The following is a 26,582-nucleotide window of genomic DNA, read 5'->3' as shown; positions in this document are numbered from 1 at the left end:
TGGACCCGCTCCACCGCCGCCTCACCCGACGGCATCTCCGCAGCCCCCAGACGTTTACGAAGATCGGCCAATTTACCCGCAGTGGTATGGATATCGGGTGCATCTGCCGACCCGGGTGCAGTGGAATCCTGGACGCTGGTCATGGGGCAACACTTTAACTGCGAGTGTGATCTGCGCCCCGACCGAGGGTGGTTCACGAGCCGACGTTGGTTCGTGCCGAACCCATATGCTGGTGGTCATGTGGACCAATCTGGATCGCCCACCGCTCGACGTCCGCGCACTCCGTCGAGCCTTGGTGGACGGACCGCAGGCCTCGTGGTCTCGGGTGGACGTGGTGACCGAGACCGGTTCGACCAATGCCGACCTCGTCGCTGCGGCGGCAGACCGTGCGGACCGGACGGCCTTGATCGCCGAACATCAGGGGAGAGGGCGGGGCAGGCATTCGCGTCCGTTCTCCGGTGCTCCGCGATCGCAGATACTGCTGTCGATGCTGCTGAAGTTCCCGGGGATCGACCCGGCGGTGCTGGGTTGGCTGCCGCTGATGACCGGCGTGGCTCTGGTCGATGCGCTGCGTACCGTGGCCGAGGTCGATGCGCGGTTGAAGTGGCCGAACGACGTTCTGATCGGCGGTAGGAAGGTCTCGGGTATCCTGGCCGAAGTAGCCGCCCACGGACAGAGTCCGACGGTGGTCATCGGCCTGGGAGTGAACGTCTCGATGACCGAGGCCGAGCTCCCGGTGCCCACGGCGACGTCACTCGCGCTCGAACAGGCCGCGGTGCTCGATCGAGACACCCTGGTGCGTGCGATTCTGCGCGGGGTGGCCGCCGAGGTGGATTCGTGGCGGGATGCGCACTGGGATACCGAGGCGCTGGCGCACCGATACAGAGATCGGTGCGGCACCATCGGACAGAGGGTGCGTGTCGACCTCCCCGGCGGCGAGCACGAAGTGGGAACCGCTGTCGATGTGGACGAACACGGCCGGATCGTAATCGAGGTCGAACGTGCAGGCTCCGCATCGCCCTCGGTGCTGGCGGTGGCCGCCGGCGACGTCACTCATCTCCGACCTGTCTCGTGAGACCATCTTCACCCGGGCAGATCCGGCGCGAATAGTCAGGAGTGCACGTGGGTTACCCGCAGGATGCGTTGGCCGACGAGGAAGAGCTACTGCTTCACCGTCACCCGCACTGGAAGATGTTGATTCTGCCGTCGATCACGTTCGTGCTCGCCACGGGTCTCGCCGGCGTCGCCCTCGGTGTCGCAGGTGCCCGACTCGAATCCACGGCCGCCGATGTGGCCACGATCGCCGCGCTGGTGGTGTGGGCATTGATCGTCGGGTGGCGATGCCTGGTTCCGCTTGTGAGCTGGAAGTGCACTCACTTCATCGTCACCGATCGTCGGGTCCTCGTTCGGCAGGGTGTGCTCACGCATTCCGGAATCGACATCCCCATGAGCCGCATCAGCAACGTGCAATTTCGACACGGGCTGCTGGACAGGATGCTCGGTACCGGCACCCTTATCATCGCGTCGGCGTCGGACGACCCACTCGAGTTCGACGACATTCCGCAGGTGCAACGCGTCCATTCGTTGCTCTACCAGCAAGTATTCGACTCCATGGACTTTCGTCGCGAGTCCGTTCACGATCGGGACCGAGCATTCGAGCCGATGGCCGACGATGCACCGGCCGAGTCCAAGCCCGGTTGGCGCGCGGGGAAACGCAGGTAACACAGGCTGTTCTCACATTCGAACCGTAGGGTTGCCGACGTGACCGATGTTCTGCTTGCCGAAGACGACGAAGCTATCGCCGCACCCCTCTCCCGTGCCCTCGGGCGCGAGGGCTACACCGTGACCGTCGAACAGACCGGGCCGGCCACGCTACAGCGTGCTCTCGACGGCAAATTCGACTTGCTGATCCTGGACCTGGGGCTGCCCGGAATGGACGGCCTCGAAGTGTGCCGTCAGGTCCGCGCCAACCGGTCCGAGGTGGCCGTGTTGATGCTCACCGCGCGCACGGACGAGGTCGACTTCGTCGTCGGCCTCGACGCAGGTGCCGACGACTATGTGGGCAAGCCGTTCCGGCTCGCCGAGCTGATGGCTCGGGTTCGAGCGCTCCTGCGTCGACGCGGTGCCGGCGAGGACGTTCCGATCGAGGTCGGTGCCATTCGCCTCGAACCGGCCGCCCGACGGGTGCTCGTCGGAGGTACCGAGATCTCGCTGGCCAACAAGGAATACGAGTTGCTCAAGGTGCTGCTCGATCACGCCGGTCAGGTGGTCTCGCGGGAGGTGATCCTGCGCGAGGTGTGGGGCGACGCGGAGTTGCGCGGATCCAAGACACTCGACATGCACATGTCCTGGTTGCGCCGCAAGATCGGCGACGAAGGACCGGTGGCGGAGCGTCGCATCGCGACCGTTCGCGGTGTCGGATTCCGCATCAACAGCGACTAGTCGTCGATGCGGCGTCGAATCCTGGTCTCCATTCTCGCTGTCGTCATCATGACGGCCCTGCTGCTCGGGCTGCCGCTGATGTACACGGCCTGGCTGTGGGTCGAGGACTTCACTCGAAACGATCTGCAGGCGCGCCTCGACCGAATGGCCGCGGAGATCATCTCGCAAGAGGGGTCGGCCGGCCTGATCGAGGGTCAACTCGACATCGGTTCGCTGCGTCTGGCGATTCCGCAGGGTGGCCGCCTCGTCGTCATCTATCCGACGCCGGAGGACGCCGCGTCCCGTGCCGACATCGGCCAGGCATCCGTCCCCCGGCCACTCGTCGAATCGTTGTCGATGGGGACCTCGGGATCACTGCGACTAGAAGTACCGTCCGACGACATGCGTTCACTGCAGCGGCAGGCTCTCGGCGCGGTGACTCTGGTGGTCCTGGCGTCCGCGCTGGCAGGAACCGTGGTGGCCGTGCTGACCGCCAAGCGACTGGCCGATCCGTTGCAGGACGTCGCGCGGCGGGCCGCCCGACTGGCCGAGGGCGACTTTCGGCCGGATCCGCGTCGGCACGGCATTGCCGAGCTGGACCGGGTGTCGGAGGTTCTCGACTCGGCCACCGTCGAGATCGCCGGGCGGCTGCAGCGCGAACACACGTTGGTTGCCGACGTCTCGCATCAACTTCGTAGCCGCCTGACCGCCGTTCGACTGCGGTTGGACGAGATCTCCACCCATCCGGACCCCGCGGTGGTCGACGAGGCGAACGAGGCGATGGATCAGGTCGATCGGTTGACCCTGGCCATCGACGAACTCGTCCGCTCCTCCCGCAGCGACGGCGCCGCCGATGCGCACGAGGTATCGGTCATCGAGGAACTGACCGGCACGGTGGTCGAATGGCAGCGAAATTTCGACGATGCAGGTCGGAGTCTGGTGCTCAAGGGCGACGCCGACCTCCAGGCGTCGGTGACCGGCTCGCGTCTGCGCGAGGCCGTGTCGGTACTGGTCGACAACTCTCTGGTGCACGGCGACGGTGCCTGCACGGTTGCAGTGCGCGCCGTGTCCGCCGCCGAGGGGACCGACCGGCGGCGAGAGAAACTGGTCTGTGTCGAGGTGTCCGACGAGGGTCCAGGGGTGAGCAACGAACTGGCACCCCACATCTTCGACCGCGGATTCTCCGGGGCCGGTTCGACCGGAGTCGGTCTCGCGCTGGCCCGGGCCCTGATCGAGGCCGACGGCGGACGGTTGGAACTACAGCGCAGACGACCGGCACTGTTCTCGGTGTTCCTGCCCGCTCGGCGCGAATCGTCGCCCGCGCTCTCGCGGCGCGAACCACGCTGACCGAACTGGGGGTCAGTCGAGCGCGTTCGATGCGTCGGTCGGATCCCCGTTGCGCTCGGCGTCCACTTCCAGGATGGTGCGCGCGTTGTCCTCGGGAAAAGCGAAGCGACGCAGCGCCCAGAAGCGGAACGCCATCTGGAGCAGGTTGCCGATGATGTAGTTCAGCACGAAGTCGATGACGACCACCATCGTCAGCGACTCGTTGGTGTCGCGGATGTCGAAGATGTTGTTCGCGATCCACAGCGGACCGGCGGCGATGAGCACTCCAATGCCGCTGATGGCGAAGAAGAGAAGCGCTTCGTGGTGGCGTTCGCGCCCGCCGCGGTGCTTGAAGGCCCACTCACGGTTGAGGAAATAGCTGAGCAGGGTGGCGAGCACGCCCGAGATGATCTTCGCGATCACCGGCTTCTGCTCGAGCACCGTCAGGCTCAGCGAGTAGAAGATGACGAGGTCGAACACCATCGTCGTACCGCCCACGATGGCGAACTTGATCAACTCGCTGTGCCGGATCGCAAGGTCCCTGATGGGCTTGGGTAAGCGCTGAAGCACGCTGTCGATCGTCGGCACAACGGTGAAGTCTACGAAACGAACGCCCGATCCGGCGAACCGACGCTCTGTTCATCAGCGTTTCCACAGTCTCGGCGACAGTGTTTCCACGTTCTTCGCGACAACGACGACCGCCGTGCGACTGCCGGTTCGGCCCGAACCGGCAGGACATGACACCATGGTGAGCCGTGACAGGTACCGAACCGCGCCCCACCGCTGCGCGCCCGTCGTCGACCGGAATGCCCGTGGTGACGATGATCGGCGGAGGTCAGCTGGCCCGCATGACCCATCAGTCGGCCATCGAACTCGGCCAAACGCTGCGCGTGCTCGCCGCGGGCGCAGACGAGCCGGCGGCTCAGGTGAGCCCCGACGTCGTGTTCGGGCTGCACGACGACCTCGATGCGCTGCGCACGGCCGCGACCGGATCCAACGCCCTGACCTTCGACCACGAGCACGTGCCGACCGAGCACCTCGAGACCCTGGTCGCCGAGGGCGTCAACGTCCAGCCGCCACCGAGCGCGCTGATCTTCGCGCAGGACAAACTGCGCATGCGTCGAAAGCTCGAAGAGCTGGGGGCACCCGGACCGGCGTACGCGGAGGTGTCGTGGGCGCAGGACGCCATTGCGTTCGGTGACGAACACGGGTGGCCGGTTGTCCTCAAGGCGGTCCGCGGCGGCTACGACGGCCGCGGTGTCTGGATGCCCGCCGACGCCGAGGAAGCCGAAGAGATCGTCACTGCCCAGCTCGACCTCGGTGTGCCGCTCATGGTCGAGGAGAAGGTCGCCATGCGCCGGGAGTTGTCGGCGATGGTCGCGCGATCGCCGTTCGGTCAGGGTGCTGCGTGGCCCGTCGTACAGACCGTGCAACGACACGGACAATGCGCGGTGGTTCTGGCCCCGGCTCCGGACCTCGACGAGGACGTCGCCACGTACGCCGGTCGGCTGGCGCTCGATATCGCGGGCGCCCTCGGCGTGGTCGGAGACCTCGCGGTCGAGCTGTTCGAGACCACCTCGGGCAAGCTTCTGGTGAACGAGCTGGCGATGCGGCCGCACAACTCCGGTCACTGGACCATGGACGGCTGCCGCACCTCGCAGTTCGAGCAGCATCTGCGTGCCGTGCTGGACTACCCGCTGGGCGACACCGATCCACTGGCACCGTTGACGGTGATGGCGAACATCCTGGGTGCACCCGAAGCGCCGGAGATGACGATGGACGAACGCCTGCATCACCTGTTCGCGCGCATGCCCGACGCCAAGGTGCACCTGTACGGCAAGACCGAGCGGAAAGACCGAAAGATCGGCCACGTGAACATTCTGGGCGCGAGGTCCGGATCGCTCGGCGACCCGGCCTACGTGGCGGCCGTACGTGAGCGAGCCGAACGGGCAGCGCACTGGATGTCGCACGCCGAATGGACCGACGGATGGGACCCGCACCATGACTGACGAATCCGGTACCGCCGTCGTAGGCCTGATCATGGGCAGCGATTCCGACTGGCCGACCATGGAGGCCGCAGCAGAAGCGCTGGCGGAGTTCGGTATTCGTTTCGAGGTCGGCGTCGTCTCCGCGCATCGCACCCCTCAGCGGATGCTCGACTATGCCCGCGAGGCCGCCGGTCGCGGAATCAAAGTGATCATCGCCGGTGCCGGGGGAGCGGCGCACCTGCCCGGCATGGTGGCGTCGGCGACGCCATTGCCGGTCATCGGCGTTCCCGTACCGCTGAAGTATCTCGACGGCATGGACTCGCTGCTCTCGATCGTGCAGATGCCGGCCGGTGTGCCCGTTGCGACGGTCTCCATCGGCGGTGCTCGCAATGCGGGGTTGCTCGCCGTGCGGATCCTGGGAGCGTCCGATCCTGTTCTGCAGCAGCGGATGTCGGCCTTCCAGGCGTCTCTCGAGGCCATGGTGCTGGACAAGGACGCAGCACTGCGAACCACGCTGCTGGGATGAGTGCCGCGGCGTCGCGGCGCGAGCAGATTCGACGAGCCGGCCGCGGCAAGTGGCAGTCGGTGTCGGTGACCCGGCTGGCACTGCGCTACGCGCAGCTGTGGGGTGGAACGGCGCGTTTCGACGACGAGTTCTCGATCTTCGTGTGTTCCGGCCTGCGCGGCGGATTCGGCCGCGGCGGAACCACATTCGGTGGGGCCTACCTGACGGCGAACAACACCGCCCGTCGGGTGCTGCGGCACGAGGCGATTCACGCCGACCAGTGGGCGAGGTTCGGGCTGACCTTTCCGTTCCGCTACCTCGTCGAGGAGGCGCGTCACCGCGGCAGCGCCAATCGGTTCGAGATCGAAGCGGGACTCGCGGACGGCGGCTACCGCCCGACCGGATGAGGCGACAAGTCAGTCGAGGGTCGTCGTGACCTTTTCGGTGTCGATGCGTCGTTCCTTCTTGCTCTCGTCGGAGTTGGCCACCTGTACCAACGATGCTCCGGCCGCGAGCACCGAGAGCAGTCCGTCGATCAACTCGTCGGCGGTGGTCCAGGATGCACTGGACAACACTCGATCCGCGGCCGAGAGAGAACGGGCCTCGGCGCGTTCTCTCGCTGCGGCGAGGACGTCGTCCACCGAGCGGCCGTCCAATGCCGCGGCCCCGGATCCGGTTGCCCTGAATTGGTCACCGTGTACGCGAACCGAGGTGGCGTAGTCGGTCATCCCGAGGGGCAGATCGGGGACTGCCTTGCCGAAGGCATCGAGCGAGAGCGCCAGAACTTCGTCGACGTCGGGCGCGTCCTCGAGGCGGTCGCCGTGCACCAGCGCGAGATCCGCGGAGTCGTCTGCACCGAGCACCACCTCGCCGCCGGTCCACCAGATTCCCAGAAGTACGGCAGCGGTCTGCCAGTGCGCCGGCAACAGCACGCACACGCGCGCGCCCTGATCGAGTGCGAACTCGTCACGGAGCAGGTTGGCAGTCTTGGCCGCCCAATTCGCCAGTGTCACGGCGGACACCTCGACCCGCTCGCCGGTGGCATCGTCGTAGTACGTGATGCGGGGACCGGCCGGGTCTGCCGCCAGGATCGGCTCGAGCAGGGTTTGAGTCAGGTTCGAAGCCACACCACGACCCTAGTCGACGCCGACCCGCCCCGATTTCCGCGCTGCGTTCGTACTGTCAGTTCACGCACATGGGGCCGGTGGAACCCGCGTCGATCGGTGCCGCAGGTTCTTCGGGGACTGCTGTACCCGCTTCGGGTGCCACGGTTTCGGCCGTCGCGGCCTGACCCGAGCCGGGGCCGGCGTAGTCGTCGGCGAGCACGACCCGGACGGCATCGGCCGGCATGGTGTCGTCGGCGGTGATCTGCAGGCCACCGAGTGCTGCCGACACGGCGCGAGCGGCGTCGCTGTCCACGTCGGCGGTCTGGATGCGGCTCGTGGAGATGGACGAGCCCTCGTAGTTGCCGATGGTGCCACCGACGTACCCGAGCGCCGTCAACGATCCGGCCACACCGTTGGCCAAGCCTTCGATACCGCTGTCGTTCGCGACGTCCACCGTCACCGTCGACGGATCGACGGTCGGGGCATCCGAATTCTCGGCGTTGGTCTCGGCGGAGTTCCCGTCCTCGAGTAGTCCGGCGACGTATTTCTTCACTGCTGCCGGGTCGACCTGCACGATGGATTCGCCGTACTCGGTCGTCGCATTGATGTCGACCGCGGGAATGGTCTCGAACTTGACCTTGCCACCGGCGAGATCCTGCAGGCGAGTGGCGAACTGCAGGATGTCCCAGTCCGAATCGAGGGTGACCGACCGCTGCACCGCGGTACTGAGCTGACCGAGCTTGCTCGGATTGCTCAGTGTCTTGGCGCTGAGCACACTGCGCACGAGGGAGGCCATGAAGACTTGCTGGCGCACGATTCGGTCCAGGTCACCGCGGGGCAGATCGTGTCGTTGCCGGACGAAACTCAGCGCCTGCGAACCGGACAGGTTCTGCTCACCGGCGGCGAAGTTCGCACCCGACAGCGGCTCCTGCACCGGATTGTTCAGGCATACCGCTACTCCGCCGACGGCGTCGGTCAGCAGAACGAAACCGAGCAGGCCGACCTCTGCGTAGTGATCGACCGTGATGCCGGTCAGGTTGGCGACGGAATCGATCAGCGCTTCGCGTCCGGCCTCGGTGGCCTGCGGTTCGGCGTCGGCATCGGAGACTCCCTGCTCGACCAGTTCGAGCCGTTTGTTCTCCTTGGTCGCTCCGTACGCGGCGTTGATCTTGGACATTCCGATCCCGGGCACCTCGACGTACGAGTCGCGCGGGATGGAGATGGCAGTGGCCGACGAGCCGTCGTTCGGGACGCGGATCAACACGATGGTGTCCGTGTTCGACGCAACTTCCTCGCCTGCGTTGAGCGAGGCCAGTTCTTCCGGTGAGAGCGCGTTGCCGTGGGCGTCGGTGCGGCTGTCGGTGCCGACCATCAGGATGTCGACGGCACCGTCCGCTGCGCCGCCCAGACCGAGGCCGCCCGCAGTGGCGATGTTCGACCGCAGACTGTCCACGCTGCGCCATGCGAAGCCGGTCACCAGCAGGACGAGTACCGACAACACGGCCACCGCAACGTGGGTTGCCGGCCAGCGACCGCCTGCGCCCGGTCGGCGGGGTGCCTCGCCTGCGTCCGGGCGTCGTTCGTCGCCTCGGGGCCCGCGCTGCGGTCGTCGTGTGCGGCCGGCCGTGGTTCGTCGTTCGTCGCCGGCCGCGCCGCCTCGGCGATGCACGCCCGGTTCGCCGTCTGCGGAGGGACGTACAGGTCGATCCTGGGAGTCGCGCCCGCGGGATGCACGAGGGTCGGTGTCACGGTCGCGTCGCTCGCCGCGCAGGCTGTCGCCGTCGGCTCGCCGCGAGGTGCGCCGGTGTGGTGGGGGCGTGCGCTCACCTCCGTGCGTGCCTGAATCTCGTGGCACCTTCGACCCTTTCCTCGTTTCCGGCAGGCATGGACACCTACCGACAGACGTTCACTCCCCCCGACTCGAAGGTTACTGGCGATCGGCCGCGCTCTCGCCGAACCGACCGCGGCGTGCCACACTTGGCAACCGTGAATGCGATCGTGGTGACCGGTGCACACGGCCAGTTGGGCCGACGGGTGGTCTCGCTCGCCGCCGAGCGTGATTCCGACGTCGAGGTGCACGGCTATTCGTCCGCCGACCTGGACATCACCGACCCCGATGCCGTCGACGCCGTGGTGACTGCGGGTGCGACCGTCGTCAACTGCGCCGCATACACCGCCGTCGATGCCGCCGAAACCGATGAGTCCAGGGCCATGGCCGTCAATGCCGACGGTCCTCGAAATCTCGCGCGGGCGTGCGGGCGTGTCGGTGCCCGACTGATTCACATTTCGACCGACTATGTGTTCGACGGCACAGCGACCGAGCCGTACGACGTCGACGCGGCGACCGCGCCGAAGTCCGTGTACGGACGCACCAAGTTGGCCGGGGAAACGGCGGTACGTGAGGAACTTCCCGAGGCCGTCATCGTGCGCACCGCATGGGTCTACGACAACACCGGCAAGAACTTCGTCACCACGATGCGAAGACTCGAAGGCGAGCGGGAGACCGTCTCGGTGGTCGACGACCAGATCGGATCGCCCACCTTCGCTCTCGACCTGGCCGCCGGTCTGCTCGAGATCGAAGCCGACGCGACGGTGACCGGCCGGACCGTTCACTTCACCAACGCCGGGCAGGCGAGCTGGTACGACCTCGCCCGGGCAGTGTTCTCGGGCATCGGTGCCGACCCCGACCGGGTGCGGCCGTGTTCGAGCGCGGAGTACGTCGTCCCGGCACCTCGGCCCGCATACTCGGTGCTGTCACCGAGTGCGTGGTCCGCAGCCGGGCTCGGTGCGCCCCGCCCCTGGTCCGAGGCTCTGACGGCGGCTCTTGCTCGGTCGTGATGCGGGATCGATGCTCGCCTCGGGCTAGTCTTGCCCGCGTGAGTTCCGACCTGGCCGTGGTGACGGTGACCTATTCCCCCGGCGAATACCTCGAGCAATTTCTGACGTCTCTTCGCGAGGCCACGACTCGGCCCGTGCGAGTCATCATGGCCGACAACGGGTCGGTCGACGGCACTCCGGAAGCCGCCGAGGCGGCGTTCGCGGAAGCAGAATTGCTGCGTACCGGCGCCAACATCGGCTACGGCGCTGCCGTCAATCGGGCGATCGCCGCGGTCGACCCCGAGGTCGAATTCGTCGTGGTGGCCAATCCGGATGTCAGGTGGCACCCCGGGTCCCTGGACGGATTGCTGGACGCCGCGGCGCGATGGCCGCGCGCAGGTTCGCTGGGCCCACTCATTCGTGAGCCGGACGGGTCGCGATACCCGTCCGCGCGATCGGTGCCCGATCTGACGTCCGGGGCCGGCCACGCAATTCTGGGCAAGCTCTGGCCGACCAATCCGTGGACTCGGCGATACCGCCAGGAGAACGAGACGGTGTCCGAGCGGCCGGTGGGATGGCTGTCGGGATCATGCCTGTTGCTTCGCCGCGCGGCGTTCGACTCCATCGACGGGTTCGATTCGCGCTACTTCATGTACATGGAGGACGTGGACCTCGGCGATCGGCTCGGCAGGGCGGGTTGGCAGAACGTCTACGTACCCGAGGTCGAGGTCACGCACTCGAAAGGCCATGCGGCAGGACGGCATCCGGAAGTGATGCTGCCCGCACACCACACCAGCGCCTACCGATTCCAGGCCGACAGACACGACCGGGTGTGGCAGGCTCCACTACGATGGGCGCTGCGCGCGGGTCTCGGTCTTCGCTCGAAGGTCGTTGTGACTTCGGCGCTTCGGGCCCGAGCTCGTGAAGAACGACCGTCGGACGAGAGAACAGAGGCTGGACATGTCGGATAGTTCCCCATCGGTCGCCGCACGGACGGATGCAGTGATCTTGGTCGGCGGCAAGGGAACTCGACTGCGCCCGTTGACTCTGTCGGCACCGAAGCCGATGCTCCCGACTGCAGGACTCCCGTTTCTCACACACCTGCTGGCCAGGATCAAGGCTGCGGGCATCGAACACGTGGTTCTCGGAACGTCGTTCAAAGCCGAAGTGTTCGAGCAACATTTCGGCGACGGGTCGGCGTTGGGCATCGAACTCGAGTACGTGTTCGAGACCGAGCCCATGGGTACCGGCGGCGGAATCAGAAACGTGTTGCCGCGACTGCGGGCGGACAACGTCATGGTGTTCAACGGTGACGTGTTGGGTGGTACCGATCTGACGGCAGTGCTCGATACGCACCGCACGACCGACGCGGACGTGACGTTGCATCTCGTTCGGGTCGGCGATCCCCGAGCGTTCGGTTGTGTCCCGACCGACGAGAACGGCCGAGTCACCGCGTTTCTGGAGAAGACCCAGGATCCGCCGACCGACCAGATCAACGCCGGTTGCTACGTGTTCAAGCGTGAGATCATCGAGTCCATCGCAGCCGACCGGCCGGTGTCGGTGGAGCGAGAGGTGTTCCCTGCCTTGCTCGCCGAGAACAAGAAGGTCTACGGGCACGTCGACAGTGCGTACTGGCGCGACATGGGTACGCCGGAGGATTTCGTCAAGGGATCGGCCGACCTCGTTCGTGGGATCGCGCCGTCGCCCGCACTGCACGGAGATCGCGGTGAGTCTCTGGTTCACCCCGGAGCGGGTGTCGCGCCGGGCGCACTGCTGATCGGTGGAACCGTCGTCGGACGTGGTGCCGAGATCGGCGCAGGCGCTCGTCTCGACGGCGCGGTGGTGTTCGACGGTGCGATCGTCGAAGCAGGGGCCGTGGTCGAACGATCCATCCTGGGCTTCGGAGCCCGCATCGGACCGCGCGCACTCGTGCGTGACGCCGTCATCGGTGACGGCGCCGATATCGGAGCTCGGTGCGAGTTGCTGCGCGGCGCACGGGTATGGCCCGGAGTGAAGCTGCCCGACGGGGGAGTGCGCTTCTCCACCGACGTCTGATCGTCGTCCCGAGGGGCTGAGCGGGGCCGACCCGGGCCGATCAGCGATGCGCGGCGAGCGCGACGAGATGGTCGATGGTCTCGCGCTCGGCCGAGTCGGGTAGTTCGTCCACCGGCCACCAGCGCAGGTCCGTCGATTCCTCGCTGCGCACGGCGCGTGCGCCGTCCGGGGCGCGCACCAGGAACCGCAGGTCCAGGTGCCGGGTCGGCTTACCCAGCGAGCACGTGATCGGGTGAGTGTGCGCCGAGAGCAACTCGGGATCGATCGACAGATCGGTAATTCCGGATTCTTCGGTCGCCTCGCGCAGCGCTGCGGCGACGACCGTCTCGTCCTCGGGTTCGCAGTGACCGCCCAGTTGAATCCACCGGCCCACCCGGGGATGCAGGGTCAACAGAACGTGCCGTCCCGACGCGTCGAGTACCAGCGACGACGCCGTGATGTGGCCGGCCTCGTTCGCGCGAAGACACGCGTCGGGATTACTGTGCAGAAAGGCGATCACGGTATGCCGAAGGGATTCGTCCCTGGAGTCGGTCGGTGCCCAACGATCGAGTGTCTCGGCCGCGGACTGCCACAGTGAGGAAGCGGACATCGTCGGTCAGAGCTCCACCAGCGAAGACCCGGGCGCGGCCGGATCTCGTACCGTCAGCGGCTCGCTGGGGTGTCCGATTGCGATGGCCCCCAACGCTTTCCAATCCGCACGCAAGCCGAGCTCGGCGCGGACGGTATCGGCGGCGAAGATCGTCGAACCGATCCAGCAGCTACCGAGATCGCGAACGGCCAGGGCGACGAGCAAACCCTGAACGGCGGCACCGACCGCCACGGTGAACATGGTGTCCTCCGCTGCGCGACGCCTCTCGTCGGGATAGGTGTGCGCCCCGTCCGGCACACAGAACGGAATCACGATTTCCGGCGCATCGAACAGAATGTCACCGCGGCTCAGCCTGGCTGCGATGCGGTCCTCGGTCAGCCCGTCGCCGGCCAGATCGGCTCGCCACTGCTCGCGCATGGTCTCGAGCAGTCGTCGACGCACCGCGGGCGTTCTGATCCAGACGAATCTGACGGGGTGGGTGTGATGCGGGGCGGGGGCGGTGAGGGCGTCCGCGACGGCGTCACGAATCGAATCCGGGTCGACTGCGTCGGGGGAGAACGATCGAACCGACCGCCGGCGGAGCAGGGCCTCGCGTCGACCACGTTCGAGCGCCTCGGCGGTTCCCAGCCAGAACAGATCGTCTTCGCCGCCGCGCAGCAGGGTGGCGGCGTTGGAGCCGTCGTCGACCGGTGACAGGCCGCGGACGACGGCTATCGGAACGCCACCCAGCTTGCCCTTCACGAGATCGCCTGCCGCAGCGAGCTCGTCGGCGATCGCGACTTCGGTGACGATCAGTTCGTTGCCCTGGCCGTCTTCTGCCCCGGCGTATCGATGGACGACCGCCAGGCCGGCAGACCCGATCGCGGCATCGGTCTGACCGATCCGCCAGGCCCGGCCCATCGTGTCGGTGATCACGACAGCCACGGTGACTCCGGCCGACTCGTGCAGTGCTCGCCGAAGAGCCGCCGCGCTGGCGTCGGGATTCTCCGGGAGCAGCGCCAGTTCGCTGCCGTCGACGTTGGACCCGTCGATTCCCGACGCGGCTTGCACGATGCCGAGGCGGTTCTCTGTGATGAGCGTCCGGCCTTTTCGGGCGACGACGCGAACGGCCTCCTGATCGACGAGGACCCGGCGGGCTGCGTCCCGCTCCTCGGGGTCCTGCGGTGCGGGCACCAGACGTCCCTCGACCTTGGAGACGATCTTGCTGGTGACCACGAGGACGTCTCCGTCGCGCAGCCAGGGCGCTCGGTCGACGATCGCTGCGGCGAGATCGTCGCCCGGACGAAACTCGGGAAGTCCCGTGACCGGCAGGATTTCGATCGATCCGCCCGGTGCGTGGTCACCGGGAGCCTCCGGCATCGACGCCACCTCGCGTGGGGCGGTCACAGTTCGAGTCCGGCTGCGCGCAGGGCGGTGCGTGCCATCACCGCTGTGGTCTCCGGGTCGGTCATCAACAACGGAATCGACTGCACGTCGACTCCGTCGACCACCGCCGAGTCGGTGCTGTGCACCAGCCAGGCGTCGAGAATGCCGGTGCCGCTTCGGCTTCCGTAGAGGCGGCCGACGGCCTCGGCCGTCGTCTCGACGCCGATGACCGAGAGGCACTCGTCTGCCATGCCGCGCAACGGTTTACCGTCCACCACCGGGGACAGGCCGACGACCTTGGCGGCGGTGGTGCGCAGTGCGCCGCGGATGCCGGGTACGGCAAGAATTGCGCCGACACTGACCACCGGGTTGGACGGGGCCAGGATCACCGCGTCGGCCTCGGCGATCGATTCGGCGACTCCCGGTGCAGCAGTGGCCTGTTCGGCACCGATATGAGCGAAACTGTGCGTGGGAATCTGCGCGCGGTAGCGAACCCACCACTCCTGGAAGTGGATTGCGCGTTGTTGCTCGCCGCTGGGGTCGTCGGGGTCGGTGACCACGACGTGTGTTTCCGAGCGGTCGTCGGTGACCGGCAGCAATCGGACGCCGGGCTGCCATCGGTTGCACAGTGCCTCGGTGACGGCCGACAGCGGAAATCCGGTGCGCAGCATGCGACTGCGGATCAAGTGCGTGGCGATGTCCCTGTCGCCGAGGCCGAACCAGTCGGGCTCTGCTCCGTAGGCGGCCAACTCGTCGCGGGCGTTCCATGTCTCCGCGACCCGGCCCCAGCCTCGCTCGGTGTCGATTCCGTTTCCGAGGGTGTACATGCACGTGTCGAGATCCGGGCAGATGCGAAGGCCGTGCATCCAGACGTCGTCGCCGACGTTGACCACCGCCGTGATCTCGTTCTCGGGTTCGTCGCCGAGAAGGGAGTCGCCGAACAGGGATTTGAGCCCCTGGAGGAACCGTGCGCCACCGACGCCACCGACCAGAACAGTAACTTTCACAACATGCGAGCCTAGTGCGGTTGCCGCCCGCCCGGGTGAGCGCCCACCCGGACCGTCCGCGGGGCCGGGATCCGAGCCCGAGAACCGCCGCGACACGCACGGGACGCGCTCCGATTCGGGGAGACAGCCGATTTCGGGCATGGGATGGTATTGGATTTGTGCGATCGGCTTGACCGCGACACACCTGTACGTGTCTAATCACAGGTATGTCATTCAGCGTTCGCGGCACGAGTTCGACTGCAGCGAACCTGGTTTCGAACACTCGTTCCCTTCCTGTTCGTCCCTGAGTGGACGTGGAGTAGAGGTCGAGAGTTGGACGGGTGGAGAGTCGGCTCGGACGTACCAGCTCGATCGAATACCGGCGCGGGGCAAGGTATTCGAGATTACGAGGACCGAAAGTATCTGCGCTACCACAGGTGAGGAGGCGGAAGCGATGTATGACCAGCACGTGACACGTGATCAGCGGGGCGGACCCACTGCACACCTCAGCGCTGTCGACGACGCGCCGCAAACCGAGTCCGATTCCGGCGTGGATTCGAGCGTCTCTGTCGACGCCGGTTCTGCGTACGTGACCCCGTCGAACGATGCAGTCGACGGCGAACTCTCGAGTGACGCCGTGCAGATCGATCAGGACATCGACAGCCCCGATGTCGACAGCCCGGATGTCGACGACGTCGATAACGACGACTCGGACAACGACGCCGATTCGATGCCGTTCGTGGCCGAATCGGTTCCACCCGCCAAGCCGTTCCTCAGTCTTGTGGCGGGTTTCGACGAGATGTTCGAGGAGATCGAGGATCAGTGGCAGGAGCGCGCCCTGTGCGCTCAGACCGATCCCGAAGCCTTCTTTCCCGAAAAGGGCGGCTCCACCCGCGAAGCGAAGCGAATCTGCCTCGGCTGCGAGGTCAAGGACGAGTGCCTCGAATACGCTCTCGCCAACGACGAGCGATTCGGAATCTGGGGCGGACTGTCCGAGCGTGAGCGTCGTCGGCTCAAGCGCGGGATCGGCTGAGCCGAACGCGCTCAGGAGGATCCACCCACGAGCCGACGCTGCATCACGACTCGGCGCTGGCGGGGTCCACCTCGTCGGGATCGATGCCCAAATACGTCGCTACCTGCTCGACCAGGACCTCGAACAGTAGGTCCTCCAAATCTTCCGGGTGCTTGGCGCGCCGCTCGAGCGGACGCCGGAACAGCACTACACGGGCGCGTGTCGTCTCTCCGCGCTTGTCGATCCCTGCAGGGACCAGTCGCGACAGGGGTACCGGTCCTTCTGCGACCACCTCGGGCGGCCACGTGACCGATTCCGGGTCCAACGCCCTGATCTTGGGCACGTCGTCGACGGCGATGTCGAGTTTCGAGAGCTTGTCGTGCCACCGGTGGTCGATGCGCGCGAACGCGTCGAGTACCAGCCGGTCGAACTTCTCTGCACGTGATCGCCGGGCAGGTAGGTCTTCGGGCAGCACCGGTCCGCGGATGCCGCGGCCGTGCCGCGCAACGGACCGCGACGTGATCCTGCGCGCGGAAGAGAACTGAGGCATGGGGGCAGGTTATCGCGGCTGTCCGGTGTGTCGGTCGTTCGGTCGGTTGCACGTACCGGATACTCTGCACTCGTGAGATCACTGCGTGGCTGCTGCAGGCCTGGTTGCAACCGTTCTGCCGTTGCGACGCTCACATATGTCTACTCCGACTCCACTGCGGTCGTCGGTCCGCTGGCCACCGTGGACGAGCCGCACTCCTGGGACCTGTGCGAGGTCCATGCCTCGACGACCACGGCACCCAAGGGCTGGGAGCTCGTGCGGTACGAGGGTGGTTACTCGACATCGACCCCCGACGAGGACGATCTGACCGCGCTGGCCGAGGCAGTACGCGAAGCCGGTCGGGGAGACCGGACGCGCTCCGAGGAGCGAGACAGCGGTGACCGGTCGCCCGCCCGCCACCAGGACACCGAGCGACGGGCCACGCCTGCCGTCCGAACCGGCCGACGCGGACACCTCAGAGTTCTACCCGATCCCACGTCCTAGACCCCCTGCGCAGAACGCCGCGGCGGGGCGAGGCGCTGCGTCCGCCCGAATGAACGACGGGTCGACTGGCCCGCCCACCGGGCGTCTGGCAAGGTTTGCACCAGTACCGAAACGGACAAGCCGGTCTGCCGAGCTTCGGTGTTGATCGCCCCGTACCCAACGCTGGATGTCCGAAGCCGGACGACCGACAATCAGGAGAATCTTCGTGGCCCGAACCGCAGAGTCCGTCAACGCCGTCATCAAGGCCTACGACGTCCGTGGCGTCGTAGGTGAGCAGATCGACGAGGCGTTCGTCCGAGACGTCGGTGCATCGTTCGCCCGGTTGGTACGCGACGAGGAGGGCGCGGCGCGGACTGTCGTCGTCGGACACGACATGCGCGACTCCTCGCCGGGCCTGTCCCGCGCTTTCGCGGACGGCGTCACCGCGCAGGGGCTCGACGTCGTGCACATCGGTCTCGCCTCGACCGATCAGCTCTACTTCGCGTCGGGCCTGCTCGAATGCCCCGGTGCCATGTTCACCGCAAGCCACAATCCGGCGAAGTACAACGGAATCAAGCTCTGCCGCGCCGGTGCCAAGCCGGTGGGGCAGGACACCGGGCTGGCCACGATCAAGTCCGAACTGATCGACGGCGTGCCGGACTTCGACGGCCCGGCCGGTACGGCAACGTCGCGAGACGTGTTGACCGACTACGCCGGGTTCGTTCGCGACCTGGTCGATCTTTCCGGCATCGGATCCATGAAGATCGCCGTCGACGCGGGTAACGGCATGGGCGGGCACACGGTCCCCGCGGTGTTCGCTCCGCTCCCGGTGACGATCGAACCGTTGTTCTTCGAACTCGACGGCAGCTTCCCCAATCACGAGGCCAACCCACTGGATCCGGCGAACCTGGTGGATCTGCAGCGCTTCGTCGTCGAGACCGGTGCCGACATCGGGCTCGCGTTCGACGGAGACGCCGACCGGTGCTTCGTCGTCGACGAGAAGGGCGATCCGGTCTCGCCGTCGGCCGTGACCTGCTTGGTGGCAGAACGCGAGCTGGCCAAGGAGCCCGGTGCGTCGATCATTCACAATCTCATCACCTCGCGTGCGGTGCCGGAGCTGGTCACCGCGCTCGGCGGCAAGCCTGTCCGCACCCGAGTGGGGCACTCGTTCATCAAGCAGCAGATGGCCGATACCGGTGCGATCTTCGGCGGAGAACATTCCGCGCACTATTACTTCCGTGATTTCTGGGGTGCCGATTCCGGCATGCTCGCCGCGCTGCACGTTCTCGCTGCCCTCGGCGCACAGGATCGACCGCTCTCGGAGATGATGGCCTCGTACGAGACGTACAGCGCGTCGGGTGAGATCAACTCGACGGTCGACGACGCAGCCGAACGCACCCAGGCCGTGCTCGACGCGTTCGCCGATCGGACCACCGGAATCGACCGTCTCGACGGCGTGACCGTCGACCTCGAGGGTGGTGCATGGTTCAACTTGCGTGCGTCCAACACCGAGCCCCTGTTGAGACTCAATGTCGAGGCGCGCACCCGCGCCGAGGTCGACGCGTTGTCGACCGAGATATTGAGCATCGTTCGCTCCGGACTGGAATAGTGGTTACCTAGAGTTCACAAGTGGGTATGCAGGCATTTCGAGTCGGTGACGTAAGGGAAGGTGCCGAGGTCATGAGGGCAGTGACGTCTCTGGTCGATCTCGACGACGCCGGCGCTATCGTGGCCGCCGATCGGGAGGGCGCGCTCCGCAGCGCCGCGCTCGCGGGTGCTCAAGTACGCGCCGTCGCCACTGCGGTCGATGAGTCGGTGCTGGCGCGACTGGCCGACCTGCGACCTCGCAGCGTGGTGATAGTGACCGGCGACGGCCGCAGCAGCCGTGCGGCGTCTCTGCTTGTCGCTGCTCTCGGAAACCATTTGGGCGTTCCCCTGGTTCGTAGTACCGGAACTCCGCCGTGGATCGGGCCACTGGATGTCGTCGTGGTGGCCGGCGACGATGCAGGCGATCCTCGTCTGGCCGAATCGGTCGACGCGGCAGCACGGCGCGGCGCGGAGGTCGTCGTCGTGGCACCGGAAGAGGGTCCCTTGCGTGCCGTGCGCGGTGCCAGGGTCATGTGGTTGCCGCCGCGCATAGCGGTGCGTGACCACAATGCGCTGATGCGCTATCTTGCGGCGTTCGTGGCCGTCCTCGGCGCGGTTGCCGGTGGTTCGTGGAAGGCGCTGCTGCCCAACCTTTCTCGGCTCGCAGATCTGCTCGATGCCGAGGCTGTGCGCAACAGCCCGTCCAACGAGGTGTTCCACAACCCGGCCAAAGCGCTTGCCAGTGGGTTCAGCGGCAAACGTGTGGTGCTCAGCGGTGCCGGGCCGGCTGCCGTCGAGGTGGCGCGGCACGGTAGCGAGGTATTGCTGCGGGTGGCCGGTCTGATCGTGGCTGCGGGTGAGCTCGGCGATGTCATCGCTGCGTCCATCCGTGCGTCCATGATCGAGTCATCGGGGCCGGTCAGCACCTTCGACTCGATCTTCCACGACGAGGAGCTCGACGGACCGGCTCCCGAACAGCCGATGCGGATATTCGTCCTGGCGTCCGAATCCGATCGCGCGCTGACCGAACGACGCATTGCCGGTGTTCCGAATTCCGAACTGGTACTGACCGAGTCCAGTGAGGCGGCATCGGGCGGGGAGTTCGTGAGTTCGGGTTTCGAGGCCCGCGCGGCGTCACCCGATCCGGTTACACTCTCGATGCTCGACACGATGTCGGTGTTGGCAACGCGGTTGGACACCACTGCCGCGTACTTGTCGTTGATGGGCGGTAGCTAGTGCAACTCCTGCGAGGCGCAGTCCGGTCCTACGCTTGGGGTTCGCGCACTGCTCTGGCTCGTATCCAGGGCAGGCCGGTACCGTCCGATCATCCCGAGGCGGAGATCTGGCTGGGTGCACACCCGGCCGATTCTGCGCACGTGGTTCACGAGGGTGGCAGCACGCCGTTGCTCACCCTCATCGACGGGGATCCGGAAACACAGTTGGGCGGCTCTGCAGCGGACTTCTCGTCGCGGCTGCCGTACTTGCTGAAATTGCTTGCCGCAGAAGAACCTCTGTCGTTGCAGGCACATCCGAGCAGCGCGCAGGCGCGTGAGGGTTTCGCGCGGGAGAATGCCGCAGGTGTTGCGATCGATTCCCCGGTGCGCAATTACCGGGACGCCAATCACAAGCCCGAGCTGATCGTGGCACTCACCGAATTCGAAGCACTGGCAGGGTTTCGGCAACCGGCCGAGACGGTCGAGTTTCTCGATGCGTTGGCCGTGCCGTCCCTCGCGGGGTATCGCACGTTGCTCGCCGCTCAGCCCGACGAGTCGGGCCTCCGGACGGTGTTCACTTCGTGGATCACGTTGCCCGGGCAGTCCCTGGACGACCTGTTGCCTGCGGTCGCCCAGGGCTGCATCGATTATCTGTCGGGGCCTACCCGCGCCGACGGCGGTCGATTCGCTGCCGAGGCACGGACGTTGCTCGAGCTGGGGGAGTCGTATCCCGGTGATGCTGGAGTACTGGCGGCCTTACTGCTCAATCGGGTCACCCTGACTCCCGGCCAGGGCCTGTACCTGGATGCGGGCAATCTCCATGCGTACCTGCGCGGAACAGGTGTGGAGATCATGGCCAACTCCGACAACGTTCTGCGTGGAGGGTTGACGCCCAAGCACGTCGACGTGCCGGAGTTGTTGCGCGTGCTGGACTTCGAGCCCGCCGACATCTCTCCGATCACGCCGGGTGAGAACGATCGGCCCACCTACCGGTACCCGACGCCGGCCCCGGAATTCGTCCTCAGCCGGACGGCGGTCGGTCCGGGGGAGACCGTCGAGATCCCTGGAACCGGTCCGCGAATTCTGTTGTGCACCAGCGGTTCGGTGCTGGCAACGACCGGTGACACACACGCGGGGCTCACCGTGCCCCAGGGTAGTTCGGCGTGGATTCCCGCTGCCGACCGATCGGTCACCGTCACCGCGGACTCCGACGGTGCCGAAGTGTTCGTGGCGGCGGTCGGATCATTGCAGTCGTAAGGCGCGGCAAGTCGAGTGGCCGAAGTGTCCGACACGGGTGCCCGCTACCAATAGGGTGATGTCACAGTGAATTCTGGGACGGGTGGGTCCGATCGGACCGGCCGTCTGCAGAAGCGACGTGGCGATACGGAGGTCCGATGACCAAGGCAGACCGGCCCAGGAAGGCTCCGCGTACGACGGGGTGGTTCCGGACCAAGTCGATCGAACAATCGATCAAGGACACCGACGAACCGGACACCAAGTTGCGCAAGGAGCTCGGTTCGTGGGATCTGACCGTGTTCGGTGTCGCGGTGGCGGTCGGAGCCGGCATTTTCACGCTGACGGCGAGGACTGCCGGAAACGTTGCCGGACCGGCTGTTTCGGTGGCGTTCGTGTTGGCGGCCATCGCCTGCGGGCTCGCTGCCCTCTGTTACGCCGAGTTCGCCTCCACGGTTCCGGTCGCCGGTAGTGCCTACACGTTCTCCTACGCCGCATTCGGTGAGTTCATCGCCTGGATCATCGGCTGGGATCTGATCCTCGAATTCGGACTGGCCGCGGCGGTGGTGGCGAAGGCCTGGTCGCTCTATCTGGGAGACCTGCTCGGCACGTCGGCCCCGGTACTGCAGATCGGTTCGCTGAATTTCGACTGGGGCGCACTGCTCATCGTGGTGGTGTTGACGGTTCTCATCGCCTCGGGAACCAAGTTGTCCTCGCGCGTGTCGTTGGTGATCACAGCCATCAAGGTGATCGTCGTGCTGTTCGTCGTCGTGCTCGGTGCGTTCTACATCAAGGTCGCCAACTACGACCCGTACATTCCGCCGTCCGAGCCCGCGTCCACGGGTGAGGGGCTTCATCAGTCCTTGTTCTCATTCGTCACCGGTGCGGGCGGTAGCACCTTCGGTTGGTACGGACTGCTGGCGGCGGCGTCGCTGGTGTTCTTCGCGTTCATCGGCTTCGACGTGGTCGCGACAACGGCCGAGGAGACGAAGGAGCCGCAGAAGGCATTGCCGCGCGGCATCCTCGGATCCTTGGCCATCGTGACCGTGCTCTACGTGGCGGTGACCCTGGTGCTGACCGGGATGGTCAAGTACACGGATCTGGCCGGCGACAGTGCCACGCTGGCAACGGCTTTCGAGCTGAATGGGCTGACGTGGGCCAAGAACATCATTTCGTTCGGCGCACTGGCCGGTCTGACGACGGTGGTCATGGTTCTCATGCTGGGGCAGACTCGCGTCCTGTTCGCCATGTCGCGAGACGGCCTGGTGCCGCGCGGTCTGGCCCACACCGGAAAGAAGGGCACGCCGGTTCGGACGACGATCCTGGTCGGTGTGGTGGTCGGACTGCTCGCCGCGTTCGTCCCTCTCGGCACGCTCGAGGAGATGGTCAACATCGGAACGCTGTTCGCCTTCGTTCTGGTGTCGGCCGGTGTCCTCGTCCTCCGCAAGACGCGTCCCGATCTCGAGCGCGGGTTCCGCGTGCCCTGGGTTCCGCTGGTTCCGATCCTGGCAGTGGCCGCGTGCCTGTGGCTGATGCTCAACCTGTCGGTCGAGACGTGGTTGCGGTTCCTGGTGTGGATGGCAGCGGGTGTCGTCATCTACGTGCTGTACGGTCGCCGCCATTCGGTGATGGGTCTGCGCGAGGCGAAGAAAGTCGAGTCGCGACCCGAGTGAGACGCGGCTGAGTCGTCTTGCGAGGCCGGCCCCGACCGTCGATTGTGCGGGCGGGGCCGGTTTTCTCGGATCCGACGTGTCCGGGGTATCCGTCACACCCCTCGGTCCGAACGCCCGGCATGTTATACCCTTGAAAACAAACTGATAGGACCGCAAACATTCGGTGAGAGGGTGTGGCAACTGTGAGCGTGGACGGCCGAATCACCTCATCGGACGATTCGGGTGTCGCTTTCGGGGAGCGAAATTCGGCCGGGGCTGCACCTGCGGTTCGGCGGTGGGACAACAAGCGCTACCTGTGGATGCTGGGTCTGCTGGCACCGGCATCGGCACTGTTGCCGTCCCAATTGGTGTACTGGACCGGCATGCCGGTGTTCTGGTGGAGCGGCGTCCTGGTGTTCTTCGTGATCATTCCGATCATCGATCTGCTCGCGGGCGAGGACGGTCACAACCCGGACGCGTCTGCGGCCGACAAGCTGCAGAACGACCGTTATTACCGCTGGTGCACCTACCTGTTCCTGCCCATCCAATTCATCGGTCTGATCGTCGCCTGCTGGATGTGGGCGTACGGAGGCCTGAGCGTGGTGGACAAGATCGGGCTCGCGGTGACGGTGGGCCTGGTCGCGGGAACCGGAATCAACGCCGCCCACGAGCTGGGCCACCGCGTCGAGCAGCACGAACGCTGGTTGGCGAAGGTGGCCTTGTCGCAAACCCTGTACGGACACTTCTTCGTCGAGCACAACCGCGGTCACCACGTGCGGGTGGCCACTCCGGAGGATCCGGCCAGTGCCCGGCTGGGAGAGAGCGTGTGGACGTTCGTGCCGCGCAGCGCTGTTCTCGGGCTGGCCTCGGCCTGGAAGCTCGAGGCTCGGCGGCTGCGTCGCAAGGGCCACTCCGTGTTTCACCCGTCGAACGCTCTGTTGCACACGTGGCTGCTCAGCGCCGTTCTCTTCGTCACGCTGATGGTCGTCTTCGGCTGGGCGATCGCGCCGTTTCTGCTGATACAAGCCGTCGTGGGATTCGTGCTCCTGGAGATGGTGAACTACGTGGAGCACTACGCACTGCTGCGCGAGACGAACGAGCGAGGCAGATACGTGCGATGCGCACCGCGGCACAGCTGGAACAGCGACCGGCTGTGCACCAACATCTTTCTCTACCACCTGCAGCGACACAGCGATCATCACGCCAATCCGGGGAAGCGGTACCAGACCCTGCTCTCGTGCGACGAGGCCCCGCAGTTGCCCGCCGGGTACGCGACGATGGTTCTACTGGCAGCGGTACCGCCGCTGTGGCGTCGGGTGATGGACCCGCGGGTGCTCGACCACTACGACGGTGATCTCGTCCGGGCCAACATTCTGCCCCGAAAGCGCGATCGGATTCTGGCGCGAGCCCAGCAACACGGGTGACCGCGGGACCACTCGACGAGACGTCTCCCGGGCATCGGACCGATTCGCCGGGCAGACGGTCGCCGCGCGCCGCGACCCGATAGCCTGGACGAAGACATTCAAGTCAACAGGAGAGGCAAGATGACGACCTCAGTTACGTCAGGATCGGCACTCACCGTGGAACACCGCGGTGGAATCGACTTCAAGGTCGCAGACCTGTCACTCGCAGAATTCGGCCGCAAGGAAATACGGCTGGCAGAGCACGAGATGCCCGGTCTGATCGCGCTTCGTCGCGAGTACGCCGACGTTCAGCCGCTCAAGGGCGCGCGAGTATCCGGATCGCTGCACATGACGGTGCAGACCGCCGTGTTGATCGAGACGCTGGTGGCACTCGGTGCCGAGGTGCGTTGGGCCTCGTGCAACATCTTCTCCACCCAGGATCACGCTGCCGCGGCCGTCGTCGTAGGCCCGTACGGCACCGTCGAAGAGCCCAAGGGCGTTCCGGTGTTCGCCTGGAAGGGTGAGACCCTCGAGGAGTACTGGTGGGCCGCCGAGCAGATGCTCACCTGGCCCGAGCAGCCTGCCAACATGATCCTCGACGACGGCGGTGACGCCACGATGCTGGTGCTGCGCGGCGCTCAGTTCGAGAAGGCAGGCGTCGTTCCGCCGACCGACGACGACCAGGATTCCGACGAGTACAAGGTGTTCCTCGGCCTGCTGCGTCGCTCCCTCGAGGCGTCGACGACCAAGTGGACCGAGATTGCCGCATCCGTGCAGGGTGTCACCGAGGAGACCACGACCGGTGTGCTGCGGTTGTACCAGTTCGCTGCTGCCGGTGAGCTGTCGTTCCCGGCCATCAACGTCAACGACTCGGTAACCAAGAGCAAGTTCGACAACAAGTACGGCACTCGCCATTCGCTGATCGACGGCATCAACCGTGGCACCGACGTTCTCATCGGCGGCAAGGCCGTGCTGGTCTGTGGCTACGGAGATGTGGGCAAGGGCTGCGCCGAGGCACTCAAGGGCCAGGGCGCTCGCGTGACGGTCACCGAAGCAGATCCCATCAACGCCCTGCAGGCCCTGATGGACGGCTTCGACGTGCGCACGGTCGACGAGTTCATCGAGCAGGCCGACATCGTGATCACCTCGACGGGCAACCTGAAGATCATCACGTTCGAGCACATGCGCAAGATGAAGCACCAGGCGATCCTGGGCAACATCGGCCACTTCGACAACGAGATCGACATGGCCGGCCTCGAGAAGGCTGCCGACGTCACGCGGATCAACATCAAGCCGCAGGTCGACGAGTTCCAGTTCAAGGACGGGCACTCGATCATCGTGCTGTCCGAGGGCCGTTTGCTGAACCTCGGCAACGCCACCGGTCACCCGTCGTTCGTCATGAGCAACAGCTTCTCCAACCAGGTCATCGCGCAGATCGAACTGTGGACCAAGCCGAGTGAGTACGACAACGAGGTCTACCGGTTGCCCAAGCACCTCGACGAGAAGGTTGCTCGCATCCACGTCGAAGCGCTGGGCGGCTCGATCACCAAGCTCACCAAGGAGCAGGCCGAGTACATCGGCGTCGACGTCGAGGGCCCGTACAAGCCCGAGCACTACCGCTACTGACCGAGAGAGTTCGGTTGTTGGGAAAGCTCTTCGTCATCGAGGGAGTCGACGGAGCGGGCAAGAACACGCTCGCCCGTCGGCTCGTCTCGGCGTGGGAACGCGACGGCCTGGCCGTCGTCAGGGTCGGGTTTCCCCGGTACGGCAGGTCGGTTCATGCCGATCTGGCGGCCGAGGCGCTGCAGGGGGAACACGGAGACACCGCGGGCAGCGTGCACGCCATGGCGCTGCTGTTCGCACTCGACCGCAAGGATGCGGCCGACGAGATCCGAAATTTGTTGTCTCGCAACGATATCGTGTTGCTGGACCGGTACGTGGCGTCCAACGCCGCCTACACCGCGGCGCGGTTGGAGCAGTCCGTCGACGGAGCGGCAGTCGAGTGGATCCGGTCACTCGAATTCGAGCGGTTCGGTGTGCCCGTTCCGGACGTGCAGGTGCTGCTGGACGTCCCGGTGGCTCTCGCTGCGGAGCGCGCCGCCGCGCGTGAGAGTGCGGACGCCGCGCGCACCCGGGATGCCTACGAACGCGACGGCTCGCTGCAGACCCGAACCTCGGCCGTCTACGGCCGTCTCGCAGAAACGAACTGGGCGTCGCCCTGGCGAGTCGTGCGCGCCGACGTCGACCCCGATCGACTCGCCGCCGACATGTTCAATCAGCCATCCGCCGGGCCGAAAGTGACACGATAGAG

The 26,582-nt window shown here is 66.1% G+C and carries 26 protein-coding genes; 19 read left to right on the top strand and 7 right to left on the bottom strand.

Features of this window, described 5'->3' with window-relative positions; genetic code table 11:
• The first annotated feature begins 238 nt into the window (after window positions 1–238).
• From CH285_RS22130 to CH285_RS22115, 4 genes are read left to right on the top strand one after another with little or no spacing between them, the layout of a single operon-like run.
• Window positions 239–1,075, top strand: coding sequence for a biotin--[acetyl-CoA-carboxylase] ligase (locus CH285_RS22130; RefSeq protein ID WP_032366541.1), 837 nt, complete (start codon window positions 239–241; stop codon window positions 1,073–1,075).
• A gap of 47 nt (window positions 1,076–1,122) precedes the next feature.
• Window positions 1,123–1,722, top strand: coding sequence for a PH domain-containing protein (locus CH285_RS22125; protein ID WP_032366542.1), 600 nt, complete (start codon window positions 1,123–1,125; stop codon window positions 1,720–1,722).
• A 39-nt stretch (window positions 1,723–1,761) separates the two neighbouring features.
• Window positions 1,762–2,442, top strand: a complete 681-nt coding sequence (locus CH285_RS22120; protein WP_027496484.1) for a response regulator transcription factor — start codon at window positions 1,762–1,764, stop codon at window positions 2,440–2,442.
• A gap of 6 nt (window positions 2,443–2,448) precedes the next feature.
• Window positions 2,449–3,768, top strand: coding sequence for a sensor histidine kinase (locus tag CH285_RS22115; protein WP_027496485.1), 1,320 nt, complete (start codon window positions 2,449–2,451; stop codon window positions 3,766–3,768).
• Between the two features lie 12 nt (window positions 3,769–3,780).
• Here CH285_RS22115 and CH285_RS22110 read toward each other — a convergent pair whose 3' ends face one another.
• Entirely contained in the window at window positions 3,781–4,335 is a 555-nt protein-coding gene (locus CH285_RS22110; RefSeq protein WP_032366285.1) for a GtrA family protein, read from the bottom strand.
• A gap of 167 nt (window positions 4,336–4,502) precedes the next feature.
• On the opposite strand from CH285_RS22110, the gene CH285_RS22105 reads away from it, so the two are divergent.
• The 3 genes from CH285_RS22105 to CH285_RS22095 are packed head-to-tail and all read left to right on the top strand — an operon-like array spanning window position 4,503 to window position 6,647.
• Window positions 4,503–5,756: a 5-(carboxyamino)imidazole ribonucleotide synthase gene (locus tag CH285_RS22105; RefSeq protein ID WP_027496486.1), complete on the top strand. Its 1,254-nt coding sequence runs from the start codon at window positions 4,503–4,505 to the stop codon at window positions 5,754–5,756.
• A complete protein-coding gene (purE, locus tag CH285_RS22100) occupies window positions 5,749–6,261 on the top strand; it encodes a 5-(carboxyamino)imidazole ribonucleotide mutase (RefSeq protein WP_027496487.1) in 513 nt (170 codons plus the stop codon). Before CH285_RS22105 ends, purE begins: the two co-directional genes overlap by 8 nt.
• Entirely contained in the window at window positions 6,258–6,647 is a 390-nt protein-coding gene (locus tag CH285_RS22095) for a hypothetical protein (RefSeq protein WP_032372702.1), read from the top strand. Before purE ends, CH285_RS22095 begins: the two co-directional genes overlap by 4 nt.
• Window positions 6,648–6,656: 9 nt before the next feature.
• Here CH285_RS22095 and CH285_RS22090 read toward each other — a convergent pair whose 3' ends face one another.
• Window positions 6,657–7,367: a TIGR03089 family protein gene (locus CH285_RS22090; RefSeq protein WP_094622375.1), complete on the bottom strand. Its 711-nt coding sequence runs from the start codon at window positions 7,365–7,367 to the stop codon at window positions 6,657–6,659.
• A gap of 55 nt (window positions 7,368–7,422) precedes the next feature.
• Complete coding sequence (locus CH285_RS22085; protein WP_094643097.1) at window positions 7,423–8,853, bottom strand: LCP family protein; 1,431 nt, start codon at window positions 8,851–8,853, stop codon at window positions 7,423–7,425.
• A gap of 479 nt (window positions 8,854–9,332) precedes the next feature.
• Here CH285_RS22085 and rfbD point away from each other — a divergent pair, with 479 nt between their 5' ends.
• Genes rfbD through CH285_RS22065 form a run of 3 tightly spaced genes read left to right on the top strand, consistent with a single transcriptional unit; the run spans window position 9,333 to window position 12,218 of the window.
• Entirely contained in the window at window positions 9,333–10,184 is an 852-nt protein-coding gene (rfbD, locus tag CH285_RS22075) for a dTDP-4-dehydrorhamnose reductase (protein WP_094643096.1), read from the top strand.
• A 38-nt stretch (window positions 10,185–10,222) separates the two neighbouring features.
• Window positions 10,223–11,134 carry a glycosyltransferase family 2 protein gene (locus tag CH285_RS22070; protein ID WP_027496493.1) on the top strand — a complete coding sequence of 304 codons (912 nt, stop codon included), beginning with the start codon at window positions 10,223–10,225 and terminating at the stop codon, window positions 11,132–11,134.
• Window positions 11,124–12,218 carry a sugar phosphate nucleotidyltransferase gene (locus CH285_RS22065; RefSeq protein WP_027496494.1) on the top strand — a complete coding sequence of 365 codons (1,095 nt, stop codon included), beginning with the start codon at window positions 11,124–11,126 and terminating at the stop codon, window positions 12,216–12,218. Before CH285_RS22070 ends, CH285_RS22065 begins: the two co-directional genes overlap by 11 nt.
• 40 nt (window positions 12,219–12,258) lie before the next feature.
• Here CH285_RS22065 and CH285_RS22060 read toward each other — a convergent pair whose 3' ends face one another.
• Genes CH285_RS22060 through cofD form a run of 3 tightly spaced genes read right to left on the bottom strand, consistent with a single transcriptional unit; the run spans window position 12,259 to window position 15,179 of the window.
• Entirely contained in the window at window positions 12,259–12,807 is a 549-nt protein-coding gene (locus CH285_RS22060; RefSeq protein ID WP_094622376.1) for an NUDIX hydrolase, read from the bottom strand.
• Window positions 12,808–12,813: 6 nt separating this feature from the next.
• The gene (locus tag CH285_RS22055; protein WP_032366544.1) at window positions 12,814–14,166 is read right to left on the bottom strand and encodes a coenzyme F420-0:L-glutamate ligase; all 1,353 of its coding nucleotides are present in this window, start codon (window positions 14,164–14,166) and stop codon (window positions 12,814–12,816) included.
• 23 nt (window positions 14,167–14,189) lie between these two features.
• Window positions 14,190–15,179: a 2-phospho-L-lactate transferase gene (gene cofD, locus CH285_RS22050; protein ID WP_094643069.1), complete on the bottom strand. Its 990-nt coding sequence runs from the start codon at window positions 15,177–15,179 to the stop codon at window positions 14,190–14,192.
• Between the two features lie 778 nt (window positions 15,180–15,957).
• Here cofD and CH285_RS22045 point away from each other — a divergent pair.
• Window positions 15,958–16,191, top strand: coding sequence for a WhiB family transcriptional regulator (locus CH285_RS22045; protein WP_027496498.1), 234 nt, complete (start codon window positions 15,958–15,960; stop codon window positions 16,189–16,191).
• A gap of 43 nt (window positions 16,192–16,234) precedes the next feature.
• On the opposite strand, the gene CH285_RS22040 is transcribed toward CH285_RS22045, so the two are convergent.
• Window positions 16,235–16,720 (bottom strand): metallopeptidase family protein, encoded by a 486-nt coding sequence (locus tag CH285_RS22040; protein WP_032366290.1) that lies wholly within the window; start codon window positions 16,718–16,720, stop codon window positions 16,235–16,237.
• A gap of 72 nt (window positions 16,721–16,792) precedes the next feature.
• Between CH285_RS22040 and CH285_RS22035 the strand changes: the two genes are divergently transcribed.
• From CH285_RS22035 to CH285_RS22000, 8 genes are all read left to right on the top strand, one after another.
• The gene (locus CH285_RS22035; RefSeq protein WP_027496500.1) at window positions 16,793–17,203 is read left to right on the top strand and encodes a DUF3499 domain-containing protein; all 411 of its coding nucleotides are present in this window, start codon (window positions 16,793–16,795) and stop codon (window positions 17,201–17,203) included.
• A gap of 205 nt (window positions 17,204–17,408) precedes the next feature.
• Complete coding sequence (locus CH285_RS22030; RefSeq protein ID WP_094643095.1) at window positions 17,409–18,791, top strand: phosphomannomutase/phosphoglucomutase; 1,383 nt, start codon at window positions 17,409–17,411, stop codon at window positions 18,789–18,791.
• Window positions 18,792–18,862: 71 nt separating this feature from the next.
• Window positions 18,863–20,005 (top strand): tobH protein, encoded by a 1,143-nt coding sequence (locus CH285_RS22025; RefSeq protein WP_094643068.1) that lies wholly within the window; start codon window positions 18,863–18,865, stop codon window positions 20,003–20,005.
• Complete coding sequence (gene manA, locus CH285_RS22020) at window positions 20,005–21,240, top strand: mannose-6-phosphate isomerase, class I (protein WP_094643067.1); 1,236 nt, start codon at window positions 20,005–20,007, stop codon at window positions 21,238–21,240. Before CH285_RS22025 ends, manA begins: the two co-directional genes overlap by 1 nt.
• Window positions 21,241–21,377: 137 nt before the next feature.
• Window positions 21,378–22,889: an amino acid permease gene (locus CH285_RS22015; protein WP_032390049.1), complete on the top strand. Its 1,512-nt coding sequence runs from the start codon at window positions 21,378–21,380 to the stop codon at window positions 22,887–22,889.
• A gap of 299 nt (window positions 22,890–23,188) precedes the next feature.
• Window positions 23,189–24,292 (top strand): alkane 1-monooxygenase, encoded by a 1,104-nt coding sequence (locus CH285_RS22010; RefSeq protein WP_080735628.1) that lies wholly within the window; start codon window positions 23,189–23,191, stop codon window positions 24,290–24,292.
• A 120-nt stretch (window positions 24,293–24,412) separates the two neighbouring features.
• Window positions 24,413–25,897: an adenosylhomocysteinase gene (gene ahcY, locus CH285_RS22005; RefSeq protein ID WP_027496506.1), complete on the top strand. Its 1,485-nt coding sequence runs from the start codon at window positions 24,413–24,415 to the stop codon at window positions 25,895–25,897.
• Between the two features lie 17 nt (window positions 25,898–25,914).
• The gene (locus CH285_RS22000) at window positions 25,915–26,580 is read left to right on the top strand and encodes a dTMP kinase (protein WP_032366295.1); all 666 of its coding nucleotides are present in this window, start codon (window positions 25,915–25,917) and stop codon (window positions 26,578–26,580) included.
• Window positions 26,581–26,582 lie beyond the last annotated feature (2 nt).

Origin of the sequence: Rhodococcus sp. 05-2256-B1, from assembly GCF_002258465.1 — a bacterium.
Taxonomy (GTDB): Bacteria; Actinomycetota; Actinomycetes; order Mycobacteriales; family Mycobacteriaceae; genus Rhodococcoides; species Rhodococcoides fascians.
Note: the sequence above shows the minus strand (reverse complement) of the source record. Positions and strands in the feature narration are given on the sequence as shown.